The sequence below is a fragment of the Leptothoe sp. ISB3NOV94-8A genome, assembly GCF_043421595.1.
GTDB classification, from domain to species: domain Bacteria; phylum Cyanobacteriota; class Cyanobacteriia; order Phormidesmidales; family Phormidesmidaceae; genus Leptothoe; species Leptothoe turfae.
The window spans coordinates 5,971,399-5,988,063 of the sequence record NZ_JAXSQW010000001.1 but is presented as its reverse complement, the minus strand read 5'-3'; the positions used below and the strand labels follow the sequence as shown (position 1 = coordinate 5,988,063).

Annotated in this window: 16 protein-coding genes; 10 read left to right on the top strand and 6 right to left on the bottom strand. The window is 48.2% G+C overall.

Annotation, left to right across the window (positions count from 1 at the left end; genetic code table 11):
- Window positions 1-18: 18 nt before the first annotated feature.
- Window positions 19-816 carry an MOSC domain-containing protein gene (locus tag SPB21_RS25710; RefSeq protein WP_250565845.1) on the bottom strand — a complete coding sequence of 266 codons (798 nt, stop codon included), beginning with the start codon at window positions 814-816 and terminating at the stop codon, window positions 19-21.
- A 152-nt stretch (window positions 817-968) separates the two neighbouring features.
- On the opposite strand from SPB21_RS25710, the gene SPB21_RS25705 reads away from it, so the two are divergent.
- From SPB21_RS25705 to cysK, 4 genes are all read left to right on the top strand, one after another.
- Window positions 969-1,454 (top strand): 2TM domain-containing protein, encoded by a 486-nt coding sequence (locus SPB21_RS25705; RefSeq protein ID WP_163661100.1) that lies wholly within the window; start codon window positions 969-971, stop codon window positions 1,452-1,454.
- A 329-nt stretch (window positions 1,455-1,783) separates the two neighbouring features.
- On the top strand, window positions 1,784-2,143 hold the full coding sequence (locus SPB21_RS25700; RefSeq protein ID WP_163700058.1) for a (2Fe-2S) ferredoxin domain-containing protein: 360 nt from the start codon (window positions 1,784-1,786) through the stop codon (window positions 2,141-2,143).
- 174 nt (window positions 2,144-2,317) lie between these two features.
- Window positions 2,318-2,752, top strand: a complete 435-nt coding sequence (locus tag SPB21_RS25695; RefSeq protein WP_006517310.1) for an RrF2 family transcriptional regulator — start codon at window positions 2,318-2,320, stop codon at window positions 2,750-2,752.
- Window positions 2,753-2,773: 21 nt separating this feature from the next.
- The gene (gene cysK / locus SPB21_RS25690) at window positions 2,774-3,739 is read left to right on the top strand and encodes a cysteine synthase A (protein ID WP_499868005.1); all 966 of its coding nucleotides are present in this window, start codon (window positions 2,774-2,776) and stop codon (window positions 3,737-3,739) included.
- On the opposite strand, the gene cobS is transcribed toward cysK, so the two are convergent.
- Complete coding sequence (cobS, locus tag SPB21_RS25685) at window positions 3,722-4,504, bottom strand: adenosylcobinamide-GDP ribazoletransferase (protein ID WP_163661103.1); 783 nt, start codon at window positions 4,502-4,504, stop codon at window positions 3,722-3,724. The two genes, cysK and cobS, sit on opposite strands and share 18 nt — an antisense overlap.
- A 289-nt stretch (window positions 4,505-4,793) precedes the next feature.
- Between cobS and SPB21_RS25680 the strand changes: the two genes are divergently transcribed.
- The 3 genes from SPB21_RS25680 to SPB21_RS25670 all read left to right on the top strand — a co-directional run bounded on the left by SPB21_RS25680 (window position 4,794) and on the right by SPB21_RS25670 (window position 6,671).
- A complete protein-coding gene (locus tag SPB21_RS25680; protein ID WP_163700054.1) occupies window positions 4,794-5,249 on the top strand; it encodes a hypothetical protein in 456 nt (151 codons plus the stop codon).
- Between the two features lie 68 nt (window positions 5,250-5,317).
- Window positions 5,318-6,442, top strand: coding sequence for a tRNA guanosine(34) transglycosylase Tgt (gene tgt / locus SPB21_RS25675; RefSeq protein WP_163700052.1), 1,125 nt, complete (start codon window positions 5,318-5,320; stop codon window positions 6,440-6,442).
- Window positions 6,443-6,533: 91 nt separating this feature from the next.
- On the top strand, window positions 6,534-6,671 hold the full coding sequence (locus tag SPB21_RS25670; RefSeq protein WP_006517305.1) for a photosystem II reaction center protein K: 138 nt from the start codon (window positions 6,534-6,536) through the stop codon (window positions 6,669-6,671).
- A gap of 245 nt (window positions 6,672-6,916) precedes the next feature.
- Here SPB21_RS25670 and SPB21_RS25665 read toward each other — a convergent pair whose 3' ends face one another.
- On the bottom strand, window positions 6,917-7,378 hold the full coding sequence (locus SPB21_RS25665; RefSeq protein WP_499868004.1) for a hypothetical protein: 462 nt from the start codon (window positions 7,376-7,378) through the stop codon (window positions 6,917-6,919).
- Window positions 7,379-7,699: 321 nt separating this feature from the next.
- Between SPB21_RS25665 and SPB21_RS25660 the strand changes: the two genes are divergently transcribed.
- On the top strand, window positions 7,700-8,326 hold the full coding sequence (locus SPB21_RS25660) for a tetratricopeptide repeat protein (RefSeq protein WP_163700048.1): 627 nt from the start codon (window positions 7,700-7,702) through the stop codon (window positions 8,324-8,326).
- Here the strand turns inward: SPB21_RS25660 and SPB21_RS25655 are convergent.
- Together SPB21_RS25655 and SPB21_RS25650 are read right to left on the bottom strand one after the other, a co-directional pair.
- Window positions 8,316-8,525, bottom strand: a complete 210-nt coding sequence (locus SPB21_RS25655) for a ssl0294 family protein (protein ID WP_006517302.1) — start codon at window positions 8,523-8,525, stop codon at window positions 8,316-8,318. The two genes, SPB21_RS25660 and SPB21_RS25655, sit on opposite strands and share 11 nt — an antisense overlap.
- A gap of 92 nt (window positions 8,526-8,617) precedes the next feature.
- Window positions 8,618-10,231, bottom strand: coding sequence for a serine/threonine-protein kinase (locus SPB21_RS25650; RefSeq protein WP_163661113.1), 1,614 nt, complete (start codon window positions 10,229-10,231; stop codon window positions 8,618-8,620).
- A 527-nt stretch (window positions 10,232-10,758) separates the two neighbouring features.
- On the opposite strand from SPB21_RS25650, the gene pheT reads away from it, so the two are divergent.
- The gene (pheT, locus tag SPB21_RS25645; RefSeq protein WP_163661115.1) at window positions 10,759-13,182 is read left to right on the top strand and encodes a phenylalanine--tRNA ligase subunit beta; all 2,424 of its coding nucleotides are present in this window, start codon (window positions 10,759-10,761) and stop codon (window positions 13,180-13,182) included.
- Between the two features lie 51 nt (window positions 13,183-13,233).
- Here pheT and mrdA read toward each other — a convergent pair whose 3' ends face one another.
- A complete protein-coding gene (mrdA, locus tag SPB21_RS25640; protein ID WP_499868003.1) occupies window positions 13,234-15,060 on the bottom strand; it encodes a penicillin-binding protein 2 in 1,827 nt (608 codons plus the stop codon).
- A gap of 397 nt (window positions 15,061-15,457) precedes the next feature.
- On the opposite strand from mrdA, the gene SPB21_RS25635 reads away from it, so the two are divergent.
- A complete protein-coding gene (locus tag SPB21_RS25635; protein WP_163661119.1) occupies window positions 15,458-16,594 on the top strand; it encodes an ABC transporter ATP-binding protein in 1,137 nt (378 codons plus the stop codon).
- Window positions 16,595-16,665: the final 71 nt, after the last annotated feature.

The window sequence follows — 16,665 nt, the reverse complement described above, 5'->3', positions numbered from 1 at the left end:
GGTTTATATTCTGCATTCTTAGGCCAAAATCTCCACCGTGTCCCCCACAGCCAACGTCCCTTCACCGTTGGCAATCAGGTTCTGACCAAACCAAATCGCATGATCCCAACGACGATAGGTAGCCAGGGTCTTCAATGGCTCCTTGCCCTGTTCTCCTGTGGACTGCTCCACACCAGGAATAGAACAGCGGGAACAGGATTTAGCCACATCAAACAAAATGTCGCCAATTTTGATTTGCTTCCAGGTATCTTCAGCAAATGGCTCACAGCCCCTGACCACCAAGTTAGGCCGAAATCGATTCATCGGCACTGGCTGCTCTAGACGGCCATTCAAATCCGCCAACGAGGCTTCGGAAATCAGCAAAAACGGATACGCATCTGAAAAACTATTCGGCGTCTCAAACCGTCCATGGTCCACGGGGCGATGGGTGCTATCTGGCATGTAAACAAGCTGAGCATCCACGCCTAAGAAATGATGGAGCCATTGAGCCGCTTTATCTCCCATGGACCAGGCAGTACAAGCATCACCCCACACATTCACATGCAGCAGCTGGGCCGTAGCTGGCACCGCTGGGAGCTCTAGTGAGGAATCCGGTACTCCAGCAATGCTGAGATGTAGCGTCTCATCAACAGTCACTTGAATCAGCGCCATTTTAGGGAGTTTACGTTGAGTCAGGAATTTGCCATTGCGATCGCACACCATCCAGCGTCGGTCATGCAACAGCCCCCGGCTAGTCACCTGAGCCTGATGCAAACCAATACCTGCCGCCGACTTAACTGGATATGTGGTCAAGCCACTCAGTTCGATCAAAGACATCGCAATGCTCCTAAAAGACGGTTATCCGATCGGCGACTCCCCTAGTTCAATCGCCGCGAAATTATCTATAACTAAGGATAGGGCGTTGGTATAGATATCGCCGCTTTAGACGGTGGAGCCTGCCCAAATCACCCCAATCCCCGTAGACAACCATGGACAAGCTCTACCGAATGGAAGACGCTCAGCGGATCTTGCAACTTGCGATCGAACAAGAGACCGAATCGGGTGAACTCTCCCATCAACAGTTGGTAGAAATTGCGGAAGAACTCAACATCAGCCCAGCCGCGCTGCAAACGGCTGAACAAGAGTGGAAAATCATGAAGGGGGAGGCCGAAGATCACCGCCTGTTTCAACGTCAGCGCATACAACGTTTGCAGAGTCAGGCCATCCGCTATAGCATCGTCATTATCTTTTTAGTCGTAATAGACTTTCTCACTCCAGGCGGCACATTTTTAGGTCACCTTGGCTTTTCGCTCTACGTTGCATTATTTTGGGGACTGGGTTTATCCCTCAAAGCCTGGCGGACATTACAAACGTCAGGCGAACGCTACGAACGTGATTTAAACCGGTGGCGACGCAAACGCAGCATGCAACAAACAATTAACGGTGTCGTCAACCGCTTTTTAGGATCTGTTTAGTGACGTTTTTTTAAGATGTTATAAAGTCTTGCGAAAACATCTGGCAGCCCACAACAACTGTTACAAGCCTTACAACCAGGGTTTATCAAGAGTCACTATCGCAACAATATGATTTCGCATGACCTTAAGCACACCAATAGTCAGGCCAATTTTTATGAATTTTCCTTATAGATAGCAAGATAGTTTGCACTTTATGGTCAATCCTGCAATGATACGAAACACAAGGCTGGTTGTGTGTCCTTGATTTTCACTCAATAGCTGCGGGTGTGATTTTTTATGCTCATACTTGCAGCTGTCCAATTTAGGCCTTTTTTTGGTCATCATTCCTGATGGAAGAACTTCCAGCTAACCGAGCGGCTAGCAAATCGTCACCCCAACGCCGATTTATTCAAGTTTGCCAGTACCGCAGTTGCACTCGCTTCAATTCAGCAGCTGTACTCAAGACTTTAAAGCAATATGCAGGTCCCGATTTGATGGTGGCAGCCAGTTCTTGTCTCGGCCAATGCGGTTCAGGACCTAACGTCAGAGTGGCTCCTGATAATGTTTGGTACTGCCGTGTTCATCCCCATGACGTCAATGACATTCTGGAGCAGCATATCCAACAGGGTAAACCCGTCAAGCGTTTGCTCCATCCTCGATTTCATCCCGATTACAACCATCTGCTAGAAAAGCTCAAATCTCAGACTTAGATGAGGCACACATTATTAGCTCCGAGCATATAACCCGAGCATATAAATAGTAAATGTCTGACCCATAGAGCTGGCACCCCAGTTCGGCATGGTAGAAATAATCATAAATATATAATTATCCATTCCCCAGTGGAGAACCGGAGTATACTATAAGGGTTGCAGCTATGCCGCCCCGTGGAACTCTCTTGCAAAAGTGAATACGCCCTGCTTGCACTGCTAGAACTCAGCTTGCACTATGAAAAGAGCGAGCCTCTGCAAATTCGTCAAATTGCAGCTCAACAAAATATTCCTGATCGATATTTAGAGCAACTTTTAGCCACATTACGCCGCGCAGGTTTTGTAAAAAGTCAACGCGGTGCCAAAGGAGGCTATTTATTAGCACAGGCTCCGTGGAATGTATTGCTATTGGACGTTGTAAATTGTATCGAAGGTCTAGAAAAGAAGGACAATGCAAGCGATGCTGTATTGACAACAGAGCGGCAGGTTGTCCGGAGCTTGTGGCAAGCAGTGCAGGAAGCGGCTAGAGAAGTGCTATCTGCTCACACTTTGCAAGATTTGGTAGAGCAACGCAACGCCAAACATCAGGTTGATTTGATGTATTACATTTAGCGCATTGGGAAATAGCTGGCCATGCGGATCGCCCAAAATATTACTGAACTGGTGGGTCGAACACCGCTAGTAAAGCTCAATCGCATTCCTCAAAGTGAGGAATGTGTGGCTCAAATTGTTCTCAAACTTGAAGGCATGAACCCGTCGGCTTCGGTTAAGGACAGAATTGGCGTCAATATGATCGCCGCTGCCGAGGCCGCAGGCAAAATTCAACCTGGTAAAACCACGTTAGTGGAACCAACTTCTGGGAATACTGGCATCGCTTTAGCCATGGTATCGGCAGCTAAAGGCTATCGTTTGATTTTGACCATGCCAGAAACCATGAGCGCCGAGCGTCGGTCCATGTTACGTGCCTACGGTGCCGAGCTAGAACTGACCCCAGGCAATGAGGGGATGGCAGGGTGTATTCAGCGGGCCCAGCAGTTGGTAGCATCAACACCAAATGCTTACATGCTGCAACAGTTTCGCAACCCGGCCAATCCAGATATGCACCGCAACACGACAGCGGAAGAAATCTGGCAAGATACCGAGGGGCAGGCAGATTTTTTAGTCGCTGGCGTGGGCACTGGTGGCACGATTACCGGAGTCAGTGAAGTCCTTAAGCAACGCAAACTTGAGTTTCAAACCATCGCCGTAGAACCCGCCAACAGTCAAGTACTAACTGGCGGTCAGCCGGGTCCCCATAAGATTCAAGGTATCGGTGCCGGTTTTGTGCCCGAAGTATTGCAAGTAGAACTCATTGACGAAGTTATTCCCGTGACGGATGACGAAGCGATTTCTTTTGGTCGTCGTCTTGCCAAAGAAGAAGGAATTTTGTCTGGTATTTCCAGTGGTGCAGCACTCTGTGCGGCTATCAAAGTAGGTCGCCGACCTGAAAATGCAGGCAAATTGATCGTCGTGATTCAGCCTAGCTTTGGTGAACGCTACCTCAGCACTCCCTTATTCCAGGATCCTACCCTGACAGCCTCCCTAGTTAGCGCACGCTAAGCTCACCAGAACAACAACCTCAACCCACTCGACAACGGCCCCATAGGTATCCCCTGTATGTCCCCCTAATCTGCGATTGAGCCAGTCTGCCACCAACCCAGCACTGCTTAATCCAGCTGCGATCGCAACAACACCATAACGCCAGGAAATACCTCCCGCAACAACACCTAAACCGGTCAATAGCACCAGTCCTATCGCCCAGGGTAGAGCGTACCAACAGGATGGTAGTGCTTGCTTATGAAATGCCCCCTTACCCCTGGGTTTTAGATAGGAATAAGTAGCAATAGCCCACTGCTGACCCCACCGTCCCCAGGCAGCCGATGCCATCAGGGCAAACCATCGCCCCTGAGTAATCGCTGCTAAGGCAACTGTTTTGAGCAGCAGAATTGCGATCGCAACCATCACTCCAAATGCCCCGGAACAGCTATCGGCCATCACGTCTAACCGTCGGTTATCCTGCACTGCAAGGCCATCGGCGGTATCCATGGCACCATCTAAATGCAATCCTCCGGTCAGTCGGACCCCTACCAAAATGAGCACAGCACTACGGAGCAAAAGCGGCATCCCAAGGCTGAGCACAGCATCAAGCACCGTCAAAAGCCCCCCCAATCCAAGACCAATAACAGGAACGATGCGGGCGACCTGCCCTAACTCTGCTGGCCATTGCCGAGGTAACGGCACACTCGTGTAAAACAACAAAGCTCCATTTAACAAAGCCCATTGTTGCTGTCCAGCTCGGGCAAAAGCTTTAATCCACTGCTCCATAAATTTCCTTCAAAAGCTTGTCATCAAATAACTTGAGCAGTCAGCAACGTACTCTGACCACACGATTAATCTGAGACGTAAGAATTAACGTTCAGTATTCTGGCTGAAGGCAGTACGAAAAATTGCTGAAATAATGTGAAGTTAAAAGGATACAAACAAACAGAAAGATTATTTTTGTCTTGGACGTTCCAAATAATCAGATTTCATCTATCTTGAGTATAGATTGTTAAAAACTTCGGTGTTTCACGGGCCCACTGCTGACTATAAGTGCCCATCTACCGACCCTGTTATGAGCTATCAACCTTCAACAACTTCCTTACCAGCCCCATGTCTTGTCGATGTAGGCATCGTAGTCAACCCAAAGGACATGGTGCGAATCTTGCAGCATCTAGGACGTGTTCGGTATATCCATCAACAAGAAGAACAAGTTCTCAGAGAAGGCGAGGGTTATGTCGTCGAAGTCTTTAGCGATCCTCAACAAGCAACGCTGGTGGCCAACAGAAGTCTCTATCTCAACGTCGCTAGCTTTGACTACTTGGAGATGGGGCAGCTAGCGGATAACCAACCTTATTTTGATTTAATCCAGGACAACCGTTGCCTTCGCATTTTGCCCCAATCAAATCCTCTCACAGAGCAGAATAGCTGCAACATTAATGACGCTACGCTAGAAGCTATGCTGGCTGAGGCATTAACAGCTCGGTGGGATGCTTGTCTAGACGATGACAGCAATAACTTTACGAGTTAGTCACTTGTATCCATTAGCTTAAATCTAGTAACGTTGCCAACAGTATTACTTGAGGACAACACTAACTGTTGGGTACTGACCATTTTTCATTCGAACATCAAGCCTCCTGCTGCCACACTAAGGCGAGAGCAGGAATTTTTCATACACCCCATGGCCCAGTCCACACGCCACGTTTTATGCCAGTGGGCACCTTAGCAAATGTTAAGACCATAACGCCATCACAGCTCAAAGATACTGGCGCACAAATGGTGCTGTCCAATACTTACCACCTACACCTACAACCTGGTGAAGATTTAGTGGCTGAGGCCGGTGGGCTACACAAGTTTATGGGCTGGTCTGGCCCTATGTTGACCGACTCAGGGGGTTTCCAGGTCTTTAGCTTGAGCAAAATCCGTACAATTTCTGAAGAGGGGGTCACCTTCCGCTCACCCCGCGATGGTCGTGTTATTTATATGCCGCCGGAGGAATCCATCCGCATCCAAAATCAGTTGGGAGCTGATGTGATTATGGCCTTTGACGAATGTCCCCCCTATCCCGCCCATCGAGAGGCAGTCGAAGCAGCCACCCAACGTACTTATCGCTGGCTGACGCGCTGTATAGAGGCACATCAACGCAACGATCAGGCTCTGTTTGGCATTGTACAAGGCGGTGTTCATCTAGATTTACGCCAAGCCGCTGCAGAACAGCTAGTGGAGTTAGACTTACCCGGCTATGCCATCGGCGGTGTCAGCGTCGGTGAACCGCCTGAGCTCATAGAAAAAATCGTTCAAGCCACCACGCCGCTACTGCCACCCGATAAACCTCGATATCTCATGGGTGTCGGCACCTACCGAGAAATGGCTCAAGCAATTGCCGCTGGCATGGATCTATTTGACTGTGTCATTCCAACTCGTTTAGCTCGCCATGGAGCAGCCTTGGTTCAAGGTGAACGATGGAATTTAAAGAATCAAAAGTTTCGTCGGGACCTCACTCCCCTGGACTCAACGTGCACCTGCTACACCTGCAAGAATTTTACGCGGGCTTATCTTTGCCATTTGATCCATGCCCACGAACTTCTGGCATATACGCTGTTATCTATTCATAACATCACTGAGCTAATTCGATTTACCCAGGCCATTCGTAAAGCAATTTTACAAAATCAGTTTGTGGCAAAGTTTCAACAGTGGCTAGAACCCTCTACTTCTAGTAGCTAGACAAAATATGAACAAACCTTAGCATGCACCACAGCATGTTAAGATGTGAGTCAATTATTAAGCAAACTGTCGCCAACGTAGAGAGGTTTTCATGGACGCGGTCCTACTGTTAGCTAAACTCCCCGAAGCATATCAAGCATTTGCTCCCCTGGTAGATATTTTGCCTATTCTACCTATATTTTTCTTGCTACTAGCTTTCGTTTGGCAGGCATCTGTTGGTTTTCGTTAAGTCACATTCCTTAAGTAATTAACCCCAGTGTCAAGTGCCTTTCGGTTGGTTAATCAGGATGTGATCATATTGTTGCGATCGCAATTCCACTTATATTAATCGACCTCTCGTCAATTCAGTTTTCTCAAATTCTCAATGTTTTTTAATAAAGAGGGAGCGGTCTATGGACTGCTCCCTCTTTATTTTTAATATTGCCCCCAAACAACGTATGCCTGAAGTCCGCAGCTCTATAGTCTATTGCAAGGCTAAAGTGTCATATGAGTATATTTGTGCTGCTTCACATTGTCTTCAGCAGTCACATTGTTAGTCGAATTTAAGATTCGCTTCTTCTCACTAGAGAAATTTACATCCGAAAATGATTGACCATAGGGCATCTTCGCCTGAATATCGTCTCTCGTTTGATAGGTTCTTGCAGCCGCTAATGCCCGCTCTACAAAATCCTCACAAAATTGAACATTTTTTGGATCAACGGGTAAATGAGTTACGATTGGCTGCTTATCTTTTACTAGCTCACCCAGCTGCAAACTGTAGAGGGTCCTATAGGACGTGGGCACCCCTTTAACAAGCGCTTCAAAATAAGCAGAGGGAACAGGCTCTAAAATTTTTACCGGCACCACATCACCGTCTTGCTTCATAAAACAGTGAGCTAAACCAACAATCACGTAGTCATTGTCTGATAGCACTGTCGACGGAGAAGAGAGAGTCATAGTAGCTCAAAACGATTTTTGCTAGCTTTACCGCTTCCAATCGTAACTGTCTCAAGGAAGTAGCAAAGAATTCCGCTGAAATCCGTTATAAAACCCCACGAGCTGTAATGTTTGGCAACTGTCAGGGGATTCGGTGTACGTAAAAACACCTATTAACTTTGTGATTTTACGAGCAATGCTCCGTTATTTCCCGGTTGGGTCAGAAACAACAGCCATGCAACGATTCAGTTAGTGGTGTTGTCAGGCATGAACAACGCGCTATTACCTCGGTTAGTGGCTAACTCTATCCATTAGCCTGAAACGATAGGGAGTGCAATTAACATGCTGCTATCTAGACCCCCATCATCTGCCAACAGCCTTTCAGTTAGCCATACAAGGAAAAACACCCACAAGTTACTGCATCAAGCCATACAGCAGCAGGATTATTCCACGGCAATTCATCTATTGAGCTATCTGATTGCTCAGGAGCCTCAAACCTCAAAGCACTATAGCAACCGGGGCCTAATGCACTATCACAGAGGAAAGTGGCCTCAAGCAATACGCGATTACAACCAGGCGCTTCAGATTAATCCCAACGATGATCGGATTTATGCGTATCGTGCCCGGTGCAATATCGCACTAGAGCATTGGGATGCAGCCATTACCGACTACGACTTCGCTATCGATATCAACCCACATAACACTCAAGCAAGGCTCCATCAGGGTGTACTGTTCAGAGCCCTCCAGATGTATGACGATGCCATCGTTTGCTTCGATTTAGCACTATTTTTAGGTCAATTAAACGCTCACATCTACGCAGAGCGAGGACGTACTTATCAATTAATTGGCCATTGGAACTGTGCCTTTGGAGACTATCAAAAGGCTCTGGAACTCCTGTGTAAAGCTCCTAGCTCACCCTTAAAATCTCAAATACAAGCCTGGATTTCAGAATTACTGCCTAGTCAATAGAAATAGTTTGAGGACCTTTGCCAGAATTATCATCATCATCTGCCTGGTCTGCAACACTGGCTCCCTGATCCACCAACCAGCTTTTGACTGGATCATCATTCAAGTTGAGCTTTAGAAGACCAGATGCAAATCCGCCAACAAAGGCCATAGGATTTCCCAAGAGTTCTTGCACAAGAGGTGTGAGCTCATCAAGAAACATAGAATTAATAGATCGTCACAAAAATTACCTTAGTTATCCTAACGCGGCTCAGGAAAAATCGGGTGTAAGGTAGAGGCAAATCTCTTAGGTCTTTAGCGTAGCCCTCGACGCCCATTGGGGTAGATCGTAGACCAGTTTGTTTTAGCTGCCGCTAACTGACTCTCAGTTAGATTAGCGCCTGTTAAATCAGCACCACACAAGTTGACCCCTTTGAGGTTAGCGCCTGCCAAATTACTACGACTCAAGTTAGCCCCACGCAGATCGCTATTCTCCAAATTTACTGCTCCCATATAAGCATTGGAAAGCTTGGCATTTTTCAAATTACATTGACGCAAGTCAGCCTTGCTCAAGTTGGTATTCGTGAGGTCAGCCCCTTGTAAATTACAGTACCTCAGCTGCGCACCAGCAAAACTCGCACCGCTAAGGATCATGCGTTGTAAATTGAGCTGAGCCAAAGGCTGCAACGAAAAATCACGATGACCTCGACTATAAGCCCTTTGCACCGCTTCAGGCGTAATTTTCTTGCCATGCCCAGAAAAGGGACCCGATTGGCTTGAACTACTAGACAACAAATTACCGGAAGGGCGACGGGGTGCAACTGGAGATGGTTTTGTATTTTGGCGTCGTTCTTTGCGCGCCCGAATAGCTGCCGCCATCCGAGCGGATGGGGAAACTACAGATTGGGAATCATCTAACCCCAATACTGTAGCCGTATCGTCACTATTGAAGGTCGGCTGACTCACAGGCCCGACATCTTTAGGTGCAGTGGTAGGAATCGCCATATTTTGCGCCAGGCTATCTAAATATGGCTCTAAATCAAGATCTCGCAAAATGGCATCAGCTGAACTATAGCGATGGCGCACTGAAATTTCCAGCATTTTGCTCAAAACATTTGCGAAGTGATCGCTCACTTTTACATGCTGCTGCCAAAGAATCTCCCCAGACTGGGGATCATAGGACATCTCCTTCGGCGACTTTGCCGTTAGCAGATAGAGACAGGTAACCCCAATTGCATAGATATCACTGGCATATACCGGTCTCATTGCCATTTGCTCAGGCGGTGCATAACCTGGAGTACCTACAGCATAAGCAGTTAAGGCTGTATGCCCCGACTCTTCATTCGCCTTAACCGGGTTCACCTTATCTTTGACGGCACCAAAATCAATCAGTACTAAACGCTTATCGGCATCCCGACGAATCAGGTTAGCTGGTTTAATGTCACGATGAATGACTTGGTTACGATGAATGTACTGCATGACTGGCAACACTTCACTTAGAAATTGTTTGGTACCAGCTTCGCTAAACGCCCCATTGGTTTTTACCTCTTTCTGAAGTGTGAAACCATGGATATATTCCTGCACTAAGAAGAAATCTGTGCGGGCTTCAAAGTAATCTAGCAGACGTGGCAGTTGAGGATGATTGCCAATTTTGCCAAGGATTTTAGCTTCACGCGCAAATAGATCGCGGGCCATCTGCATCACATGGGGAGCTTCTGCAGTGGGTCGCAATTGCTTAATTACACAAGGCGGACAGCCAGGTAAGCCCTCATCATGGGCCAGAAATGTAGTGCCAAAACCACCCTTACCTAACGCGCCGCTGACACGATAGCGATCGCGTAATAGTAAATCTGCCCCACATGCAAGACACTGTCTTGCCGTGGACGGATTTTTAGGGCTAGGACACTCTGAATTGATGCAGTAGGTCATGTAGCTTTAGCCACCCTGCTCACATGATATGAATGGGGCTATGGTTTAACTATGGCACGACATCTCAAAACACTGGGCAGGGAACGACCCTTTACCACTGAATCCATAGAGAATGAAATCGATTGGAATTTGCTCCAGTAATTTCTAATTACTTCGCATTTCTCAACCATCAGCCATGAGTAAGAGAATAACCAAGATTCTTTTAATAGCTTAATTTTATTCCTTACCCATTTAAAGAATTCCCTTGGCTTTGCCCACATGGAGATTAGATCAGTATTAAAGCAATATTGCTTATCAAATAATCACAATGTATTTGTTTATTATCTTTATTATCTTATCCAACTGTTAATGGTGCCAGTGTCAATTTAAGAATTGGTGTCTTAAGGATAAAGCGTTGAGCCTATTTTAGGGAATTGATATGAGAGAATATTCAGACTCGCGCAACACAATTAAACAGGCGGCTTAAATCGGGGCTTCAACGGTAAAATGATTTCGGTCTATTGCCATTACCGTTTAACCCAGTTTCCATGCGCATTTCTGTCAACTGGCTCAAAGAATTTGTCGATCCTAAGCTAACACCTGAAGCCATTGGCGACGCTCTAACAATGGCAGGGTTTGAAGTAGAAGATATTGAAGAACGCCGTAGCTGGGCTGATGGTGTAGTTGTTGGCAGGGTAACTGACCGCCAGCCTCACCCAGACGCTGATAAGCTGAGCGTTTGTACCGTGGATATCGGTGAAGTTGAACCGTCCACCATTGTCTGTGGCGCAGCCAATGTGCGGGCCGATATTTTGGTCCCTGTGGCTAAGGTGAATACTTATTTACCCCAGGTAGACCTAAAAATTAAGTCACGTAAGGTACGCGGCATCCTTTCCTCAGGCATGATTTGTTCTTTAGCCGAGCTGGGTTTGGCCAAGGACTCAGCAGGCATCCATGTCTTTGGGGAATCCACCTTGGAATTGGGGCAAGATGTACGCCCATTGTTAGGTTTAGATGACACTGTCCTTGATTTATCGTCAACGGCCAATCGGGCCGATGCACTCAGCATGGTGGGCATTGCCCGTGAAGTTGCTGCCATTACTGGCGCAGAGCTCAAGCTGCCCATTCAAGAGGTGGCTGTGCCGACGACTGCGAAGAGTCAGATTGAGATCGCACTTTCAGATCCCAAAGCCTGCCCCATTTACATCGGCACAGTATTAGAGCAGGTGAAAATTGGCCCATCCCCCACCTGGCTCAAGCAACGCTTGGAAGCTTCGGGTACTCGCTCCATCAACAATGTGGTGGATATTACCAACTATGTACTTTTGGAATGGGGCCAGCCCCTCCATGCCTTTGATCTTGATCGTCTGACGCAAGGAAAACAAACAACGATTAGCGTCCGCTTTGGCAAACCTGACGAAACCCTCAAAACTCTGGATGGCCAAGATCGACCGCTGAAAGACCAGACCTTAGCCATTACCGCCAATGATGAGCCCGTAGCGCTTGCTGGTGTCATGGGTGGCGAAGACTCTGAAGTTTACGACGGCACTCAAAACGTTTTTCTTGAGGCCGCATTCTTTGATGCGGCTGTGATTCGACGTTCAGCTCGGAGTCAGGGGTTGCGCACAGAAGCATCAGCTCGCTATGAGCGAGGTGTCAATCCAGCTGAACTAGAGCTGGCTGCTGGCCGAGCGATTCAGCTCATGGTGGAGCTAACGGATGCTAAGGCAACCCACCTACAGGACGAACGCACCGAGATCGGCAAAATCACGCCCACTCGCACAGTGGGCTTAAGGCTGGAGCGAGTACGGCAAATCCTGGGCAATTACATCGCCGAAGATAGCACTGTCACCCCCCTCAACGCTGCTGATGTGGAAGATACGTTGGCTCGTTTAGGCTGCGGTCTGACGAACGATGGTGATGGTGCCTGGATCGTCACCGTCCCTGCCTATCGCTATCGTGACCTGGAACGGGAAATTGACTTGATCGAAGAAGTGGCCCGCTTATTTGGCTACAACCGCTTTGGCAACACCTTGCCCCAGCAGACATCCCGTGGTCGACTCTCCCCTGAAGCAGCCTTGGCACGTCAGCTAAGGGCCGCCTTCCGGGGAGCTGGCTTGACTGAAGTGCTGCACTATTCACTAACGAATCCAGCCCCTCAGCGCGTAGTGCTTGAAAATCCCCTATTTACAGAATATTCTGCTCTACGCTCCGATTTACTCTCCGGTTTGATCGATGGGTTTCAATCCAACCTGGAGAAGGGCAATGGTCCTCTCAATGCCTTTGAGATTGGCCATGTATTTGCTAATGAAGATGGTCAGCTTAACGAATATGAGCGCATAGGCGGCATTCTGGGTGGCAACGCGGCTGAAGGTCAGTGGAGTGGCACAACAGCGCCTATGACCTGGTATGAAGCCAAAGGAATCCTGGAGACTGTATTCCAGCAGGTCGGTCTGGCTGTCGATTACCGACCTGATAGCGAGGATGAGAGATTACATCCTGGCCGCACCGCGTCTCTATGGGTACGGGGTCGTACGCGTTTGGGCACCTTTGGTCAGCTCCATCCCCGGCTACGTCAAGAGCGGGATTTGCCAGAAGAAGTTTACGTATTTGAGCTGAACTGGGATGCGATCGCCACATGTCTCGTCAGCGACCGCTTCCGTGCGCCTAAGTTCAAGAGCTTCTCCCCCTATCCTGGGTCCGACCGTGACATTGCCTTCTATGCACCCACTAACGTATCCGTAGCCGACCTAGAGAAGCTCATTTCTCGCACGGGGGGTCAGCTCTTGGAAACAGTCACCCTGTTTGATGAGTACAAGGGCCAGGGAGTGCCTGAGGGTCAGCGGAGTTTAGCATTTCGTATGCTGTACCGAGCTAGCGATCGCACCCTAACCGACCAGGATATTGACCCCCTACAGGACAAAATCCGCGCCGCATTGGAGAAAAAGTTCAAAGTTACTCTACGTAGCTAGAGGATTTTGTAGCGGTTTGTAGAGGTGCTGCATGCAGACCTCTACAAATTCCTATCCTGCGGATGGTGGTGGTGCCTCCTCATCCTTCTTTTTCTTCGATGGTCCGTTGAAATAGACCTCCAATACTTCTTTCACCATGGGGGCAGCAAAAGCACCACCACCACCACCGGAATGCTCACCAAACGCGACAACCAAAACCTCAGGGTTTTCAAAGGGGGCATAGGCCCCAAACCAGGTGTGGTTTTCAAAGGGAGGTGCTTCTGCCGTACCGCTTTTACCCGCTGGTGTTGGAATTGTAGGAACGTTTAATCGGGTACCTGTACCGCTGGTAACTACCTTGCGCAAACCATCTTGAATCACCTTGATAGTCTCAGGCTGCATGCCAACGGACGTTTTCCACTGTTTGGATTCAGCACCATCTAATAATAAATGAGGGGTGACCCGATAACCGCCATTGGCTGCGATCGCAAACATCACCGCCGTTTGTAGCGGTGTTACCTGCATATAGCCTTGGCCGATGGTCATGTTAATGGTGTCCCCTAGATACCATGGCTCTTCAAGCATTTCCTGTTTCCAGGCCTCGTCAGGCACCAACCCAGCAGCCTCCTCAGATCCTAGTTCAATGCCAGTTTTCTCTCCCAAACCATACTTGCGCATCCACTCGATGATGGGTTCATGCCCCATCCTCATCCCCACTTGATAGAAAAAGGTATCGCTGCTCCACTGCATGGCTCCAACAAATCCCAGGGGACCAAATCCAGCATTGTTCCAGTCCCAAAATAAAATACCCCCCGCATTGATATTGGGGAAGGTGGGTAAAACGGTATTGGCCGCAAATGACCCCGATTCAATTGCAGCAGCAGTGGTAATGATTTTAAAGGTACTAGCGGGTGGATAAGCCTGTAGAGAACGATTCAAAAATGGATTGCCACGGCTGTTCAGTTGCTCCCATTGGGCTTGGGTAATCCGGGTAGAAAAAATATTGGGATCAAAGGTAGGTCGACTAACCATGGCCAAGATCGCTCCATCATTGGGATCCATAGCAATAATGGCTCCAACGTTATCACCTAAAGCCTTTTCAGCAGATTTCTGTAGCTCCAAATCCAATGTCAGGCGAATATTTTGACCCGATTGCGGCGGTTTTTCCCCCAAAATACTGAGAACATTACCAGCACTATCGACCTCAACCTGCTGACCACCCCAAACGCCACGCAACATTGACTCAAAGGATTTTTCAGAACCCATTTTGCCAATGATATCCCCAAGGCGATAGTCGCGCCCATCCGCCACCATTTGGTCAAATTCTGCTTCGTCAATCTCCCCTGTATAGCCAATGACATGGGCGGCCAGGTCACCATTGGGATAGCTTCGGATCGCTTCTGCCTCCACTCGCACACCCGGTAGTTCCGATGCATATTCGGCCAGGGCGGTGGTCTGAGCCGGACTCAGGCCACGGGCGATCGCAATGGACTGAGTCGACTCATATCCAGCCGATGCAATCCGTTGCTGAATCTCCTCTTTTGGGATTTCCAATAACTGAGCTAGACGTTCTACCACTCGATCACGTTGATCCACCGGTAGTGCAATGGGCCAAATAGAAACCGAGTGAGAAAGACGACTACCCGCCAAAATTTTGCCTTTGCGGTCAAACATCGTGCCCCGAGCCGGTCGTCTTGGCAGCAGCAAAATCCGATTTTCTTCGGCCAGCTCACGATTGCGTTCGCCTTCCACCAATTGCAAATAAAACAGCCGGCTACCAATGCCTCCCAGCATCACCAACGACACAAAAAGCATCATGATCACTGACTGGTATTGGCGACCAACAGTACGTCCTCCCTTTTTTTCAACCTTGGCAGAGGGGTATTGAAGAAAGACCATGATTGACTATGCTGAAAAATTTTAGCGACGGGGCAAAATTATAGAAACAGGCCAGCGGCGAATGGAGAGAGGCATGGGGGTAGATACCATCAAGCCATACTCCTCAAATTACAGGTTCCATCCACCAATTCAGTGATTAATAGATTTACATACCTAAGCTAAAACTGCGTCCAAATAGATAGCTTAAGCTTTGAACAGTGTAGCTCCTAAGGCAAAATCCCAGCAGAATGAAAATGCTCAACATCACAGCAACCCAGCATCTGGCAACACGTTATGGTTTGGGTACCATTGCCCCCACATCTCATCACTCCCTGAATATTGCCCCTACCAATTAATTGGGATTTTGGGCTACTGACCGTAAAATAATTCAAATGGACAATCATGAGGGTTGCATCCTATGGCTCAAACGATCTCTCCGCCAGCAGACACACTAGCGGCGGCATTGGATGTAGAACTCAAAGACGTCGTCAAAATCTTTGGGGATGAGACGGCAGTTCAAGGCCTTAATTTACAGATCCGACAGGGAGAGTTCTTTAGCATCCTCGGACCATCGGGATGTGGAAAAACCACTACACTCCGTATGATTGCTGGGTTTGAGACACTCACCTCCGGCGAGTTAACAATTCAAGGGCAATGTATGAATGGCGTACCTGCCCACCGCCGTTCAGTCAATACTGTATTTCAGAGCTACGCTTTGTTTAATCACATGAGCGTATGGGACAACGTAGCATTTGGCCTCAAAATCAAAAAAACTGCCAAGTCTGAGCTGCGCCACCAGGTAGGGGAGGCCCTCAACTTGGTGCAAATGGAAAGCTTTGCCAGACGGTTTCCCAATCAGTTATCTGGAGGCCAAAAACAGCGGGTGGCTTTGGCCCGTGCCCTTGTGAATCGCCCCGCAGTGATGCTTCTGGATGAGCCATTGGGAGCTTTGGATTTAAAGCTGCGCAAACAGATGCAAGTTGAACTTTCGAACCTGCACCAACGTTTGGGGATTACCTTCATCATGGTGACCCACGACCAAGAAGAAGCACTTTCCCTATCTGATCGCATTGCGGTGATGAAAGATGGCTGCATCGAACAGGTGGGCTCGCCCAATGAAATCTATGAACACCCCACAACCGCATTTGTCGCTGACTTTATCGGTGATACCAATTTACTCTCAGGACAAATTCAAAACCAGCCGCTAACGCTGGTCACCGCCAACGGTCTTCAGGTAGCTCTTTCCCCCTCATCTACAGACTTGAAGCAGCTTAACGGTAGCAGCTCAGTGGATATTAGTATTCGCCCTGAAAAAATTCACCTGAGAGCTAAAACTGAGACAGCAAAACCTATCAACCATGACAACTGTTATGCAGGTGAAGTTAAACACACCCTATACACAGGTCCCCATATTCATTGCATTATTGAATTAGCTACAGGTGAACAGTTGCGCGTGCTGCAACCAAACCATATGACGTATCAACCAGGAACTCCAGTCCATGTATCTTGGGCTGCCCCTGACTGCCAGGTCCTTATAGACCATAGCCCCACATAATCAAGGTTATCGATAACTCAGCTACTCCTGATTTCAAAACCAAGTCGTTCCTACTCCCTGATAACGATCGA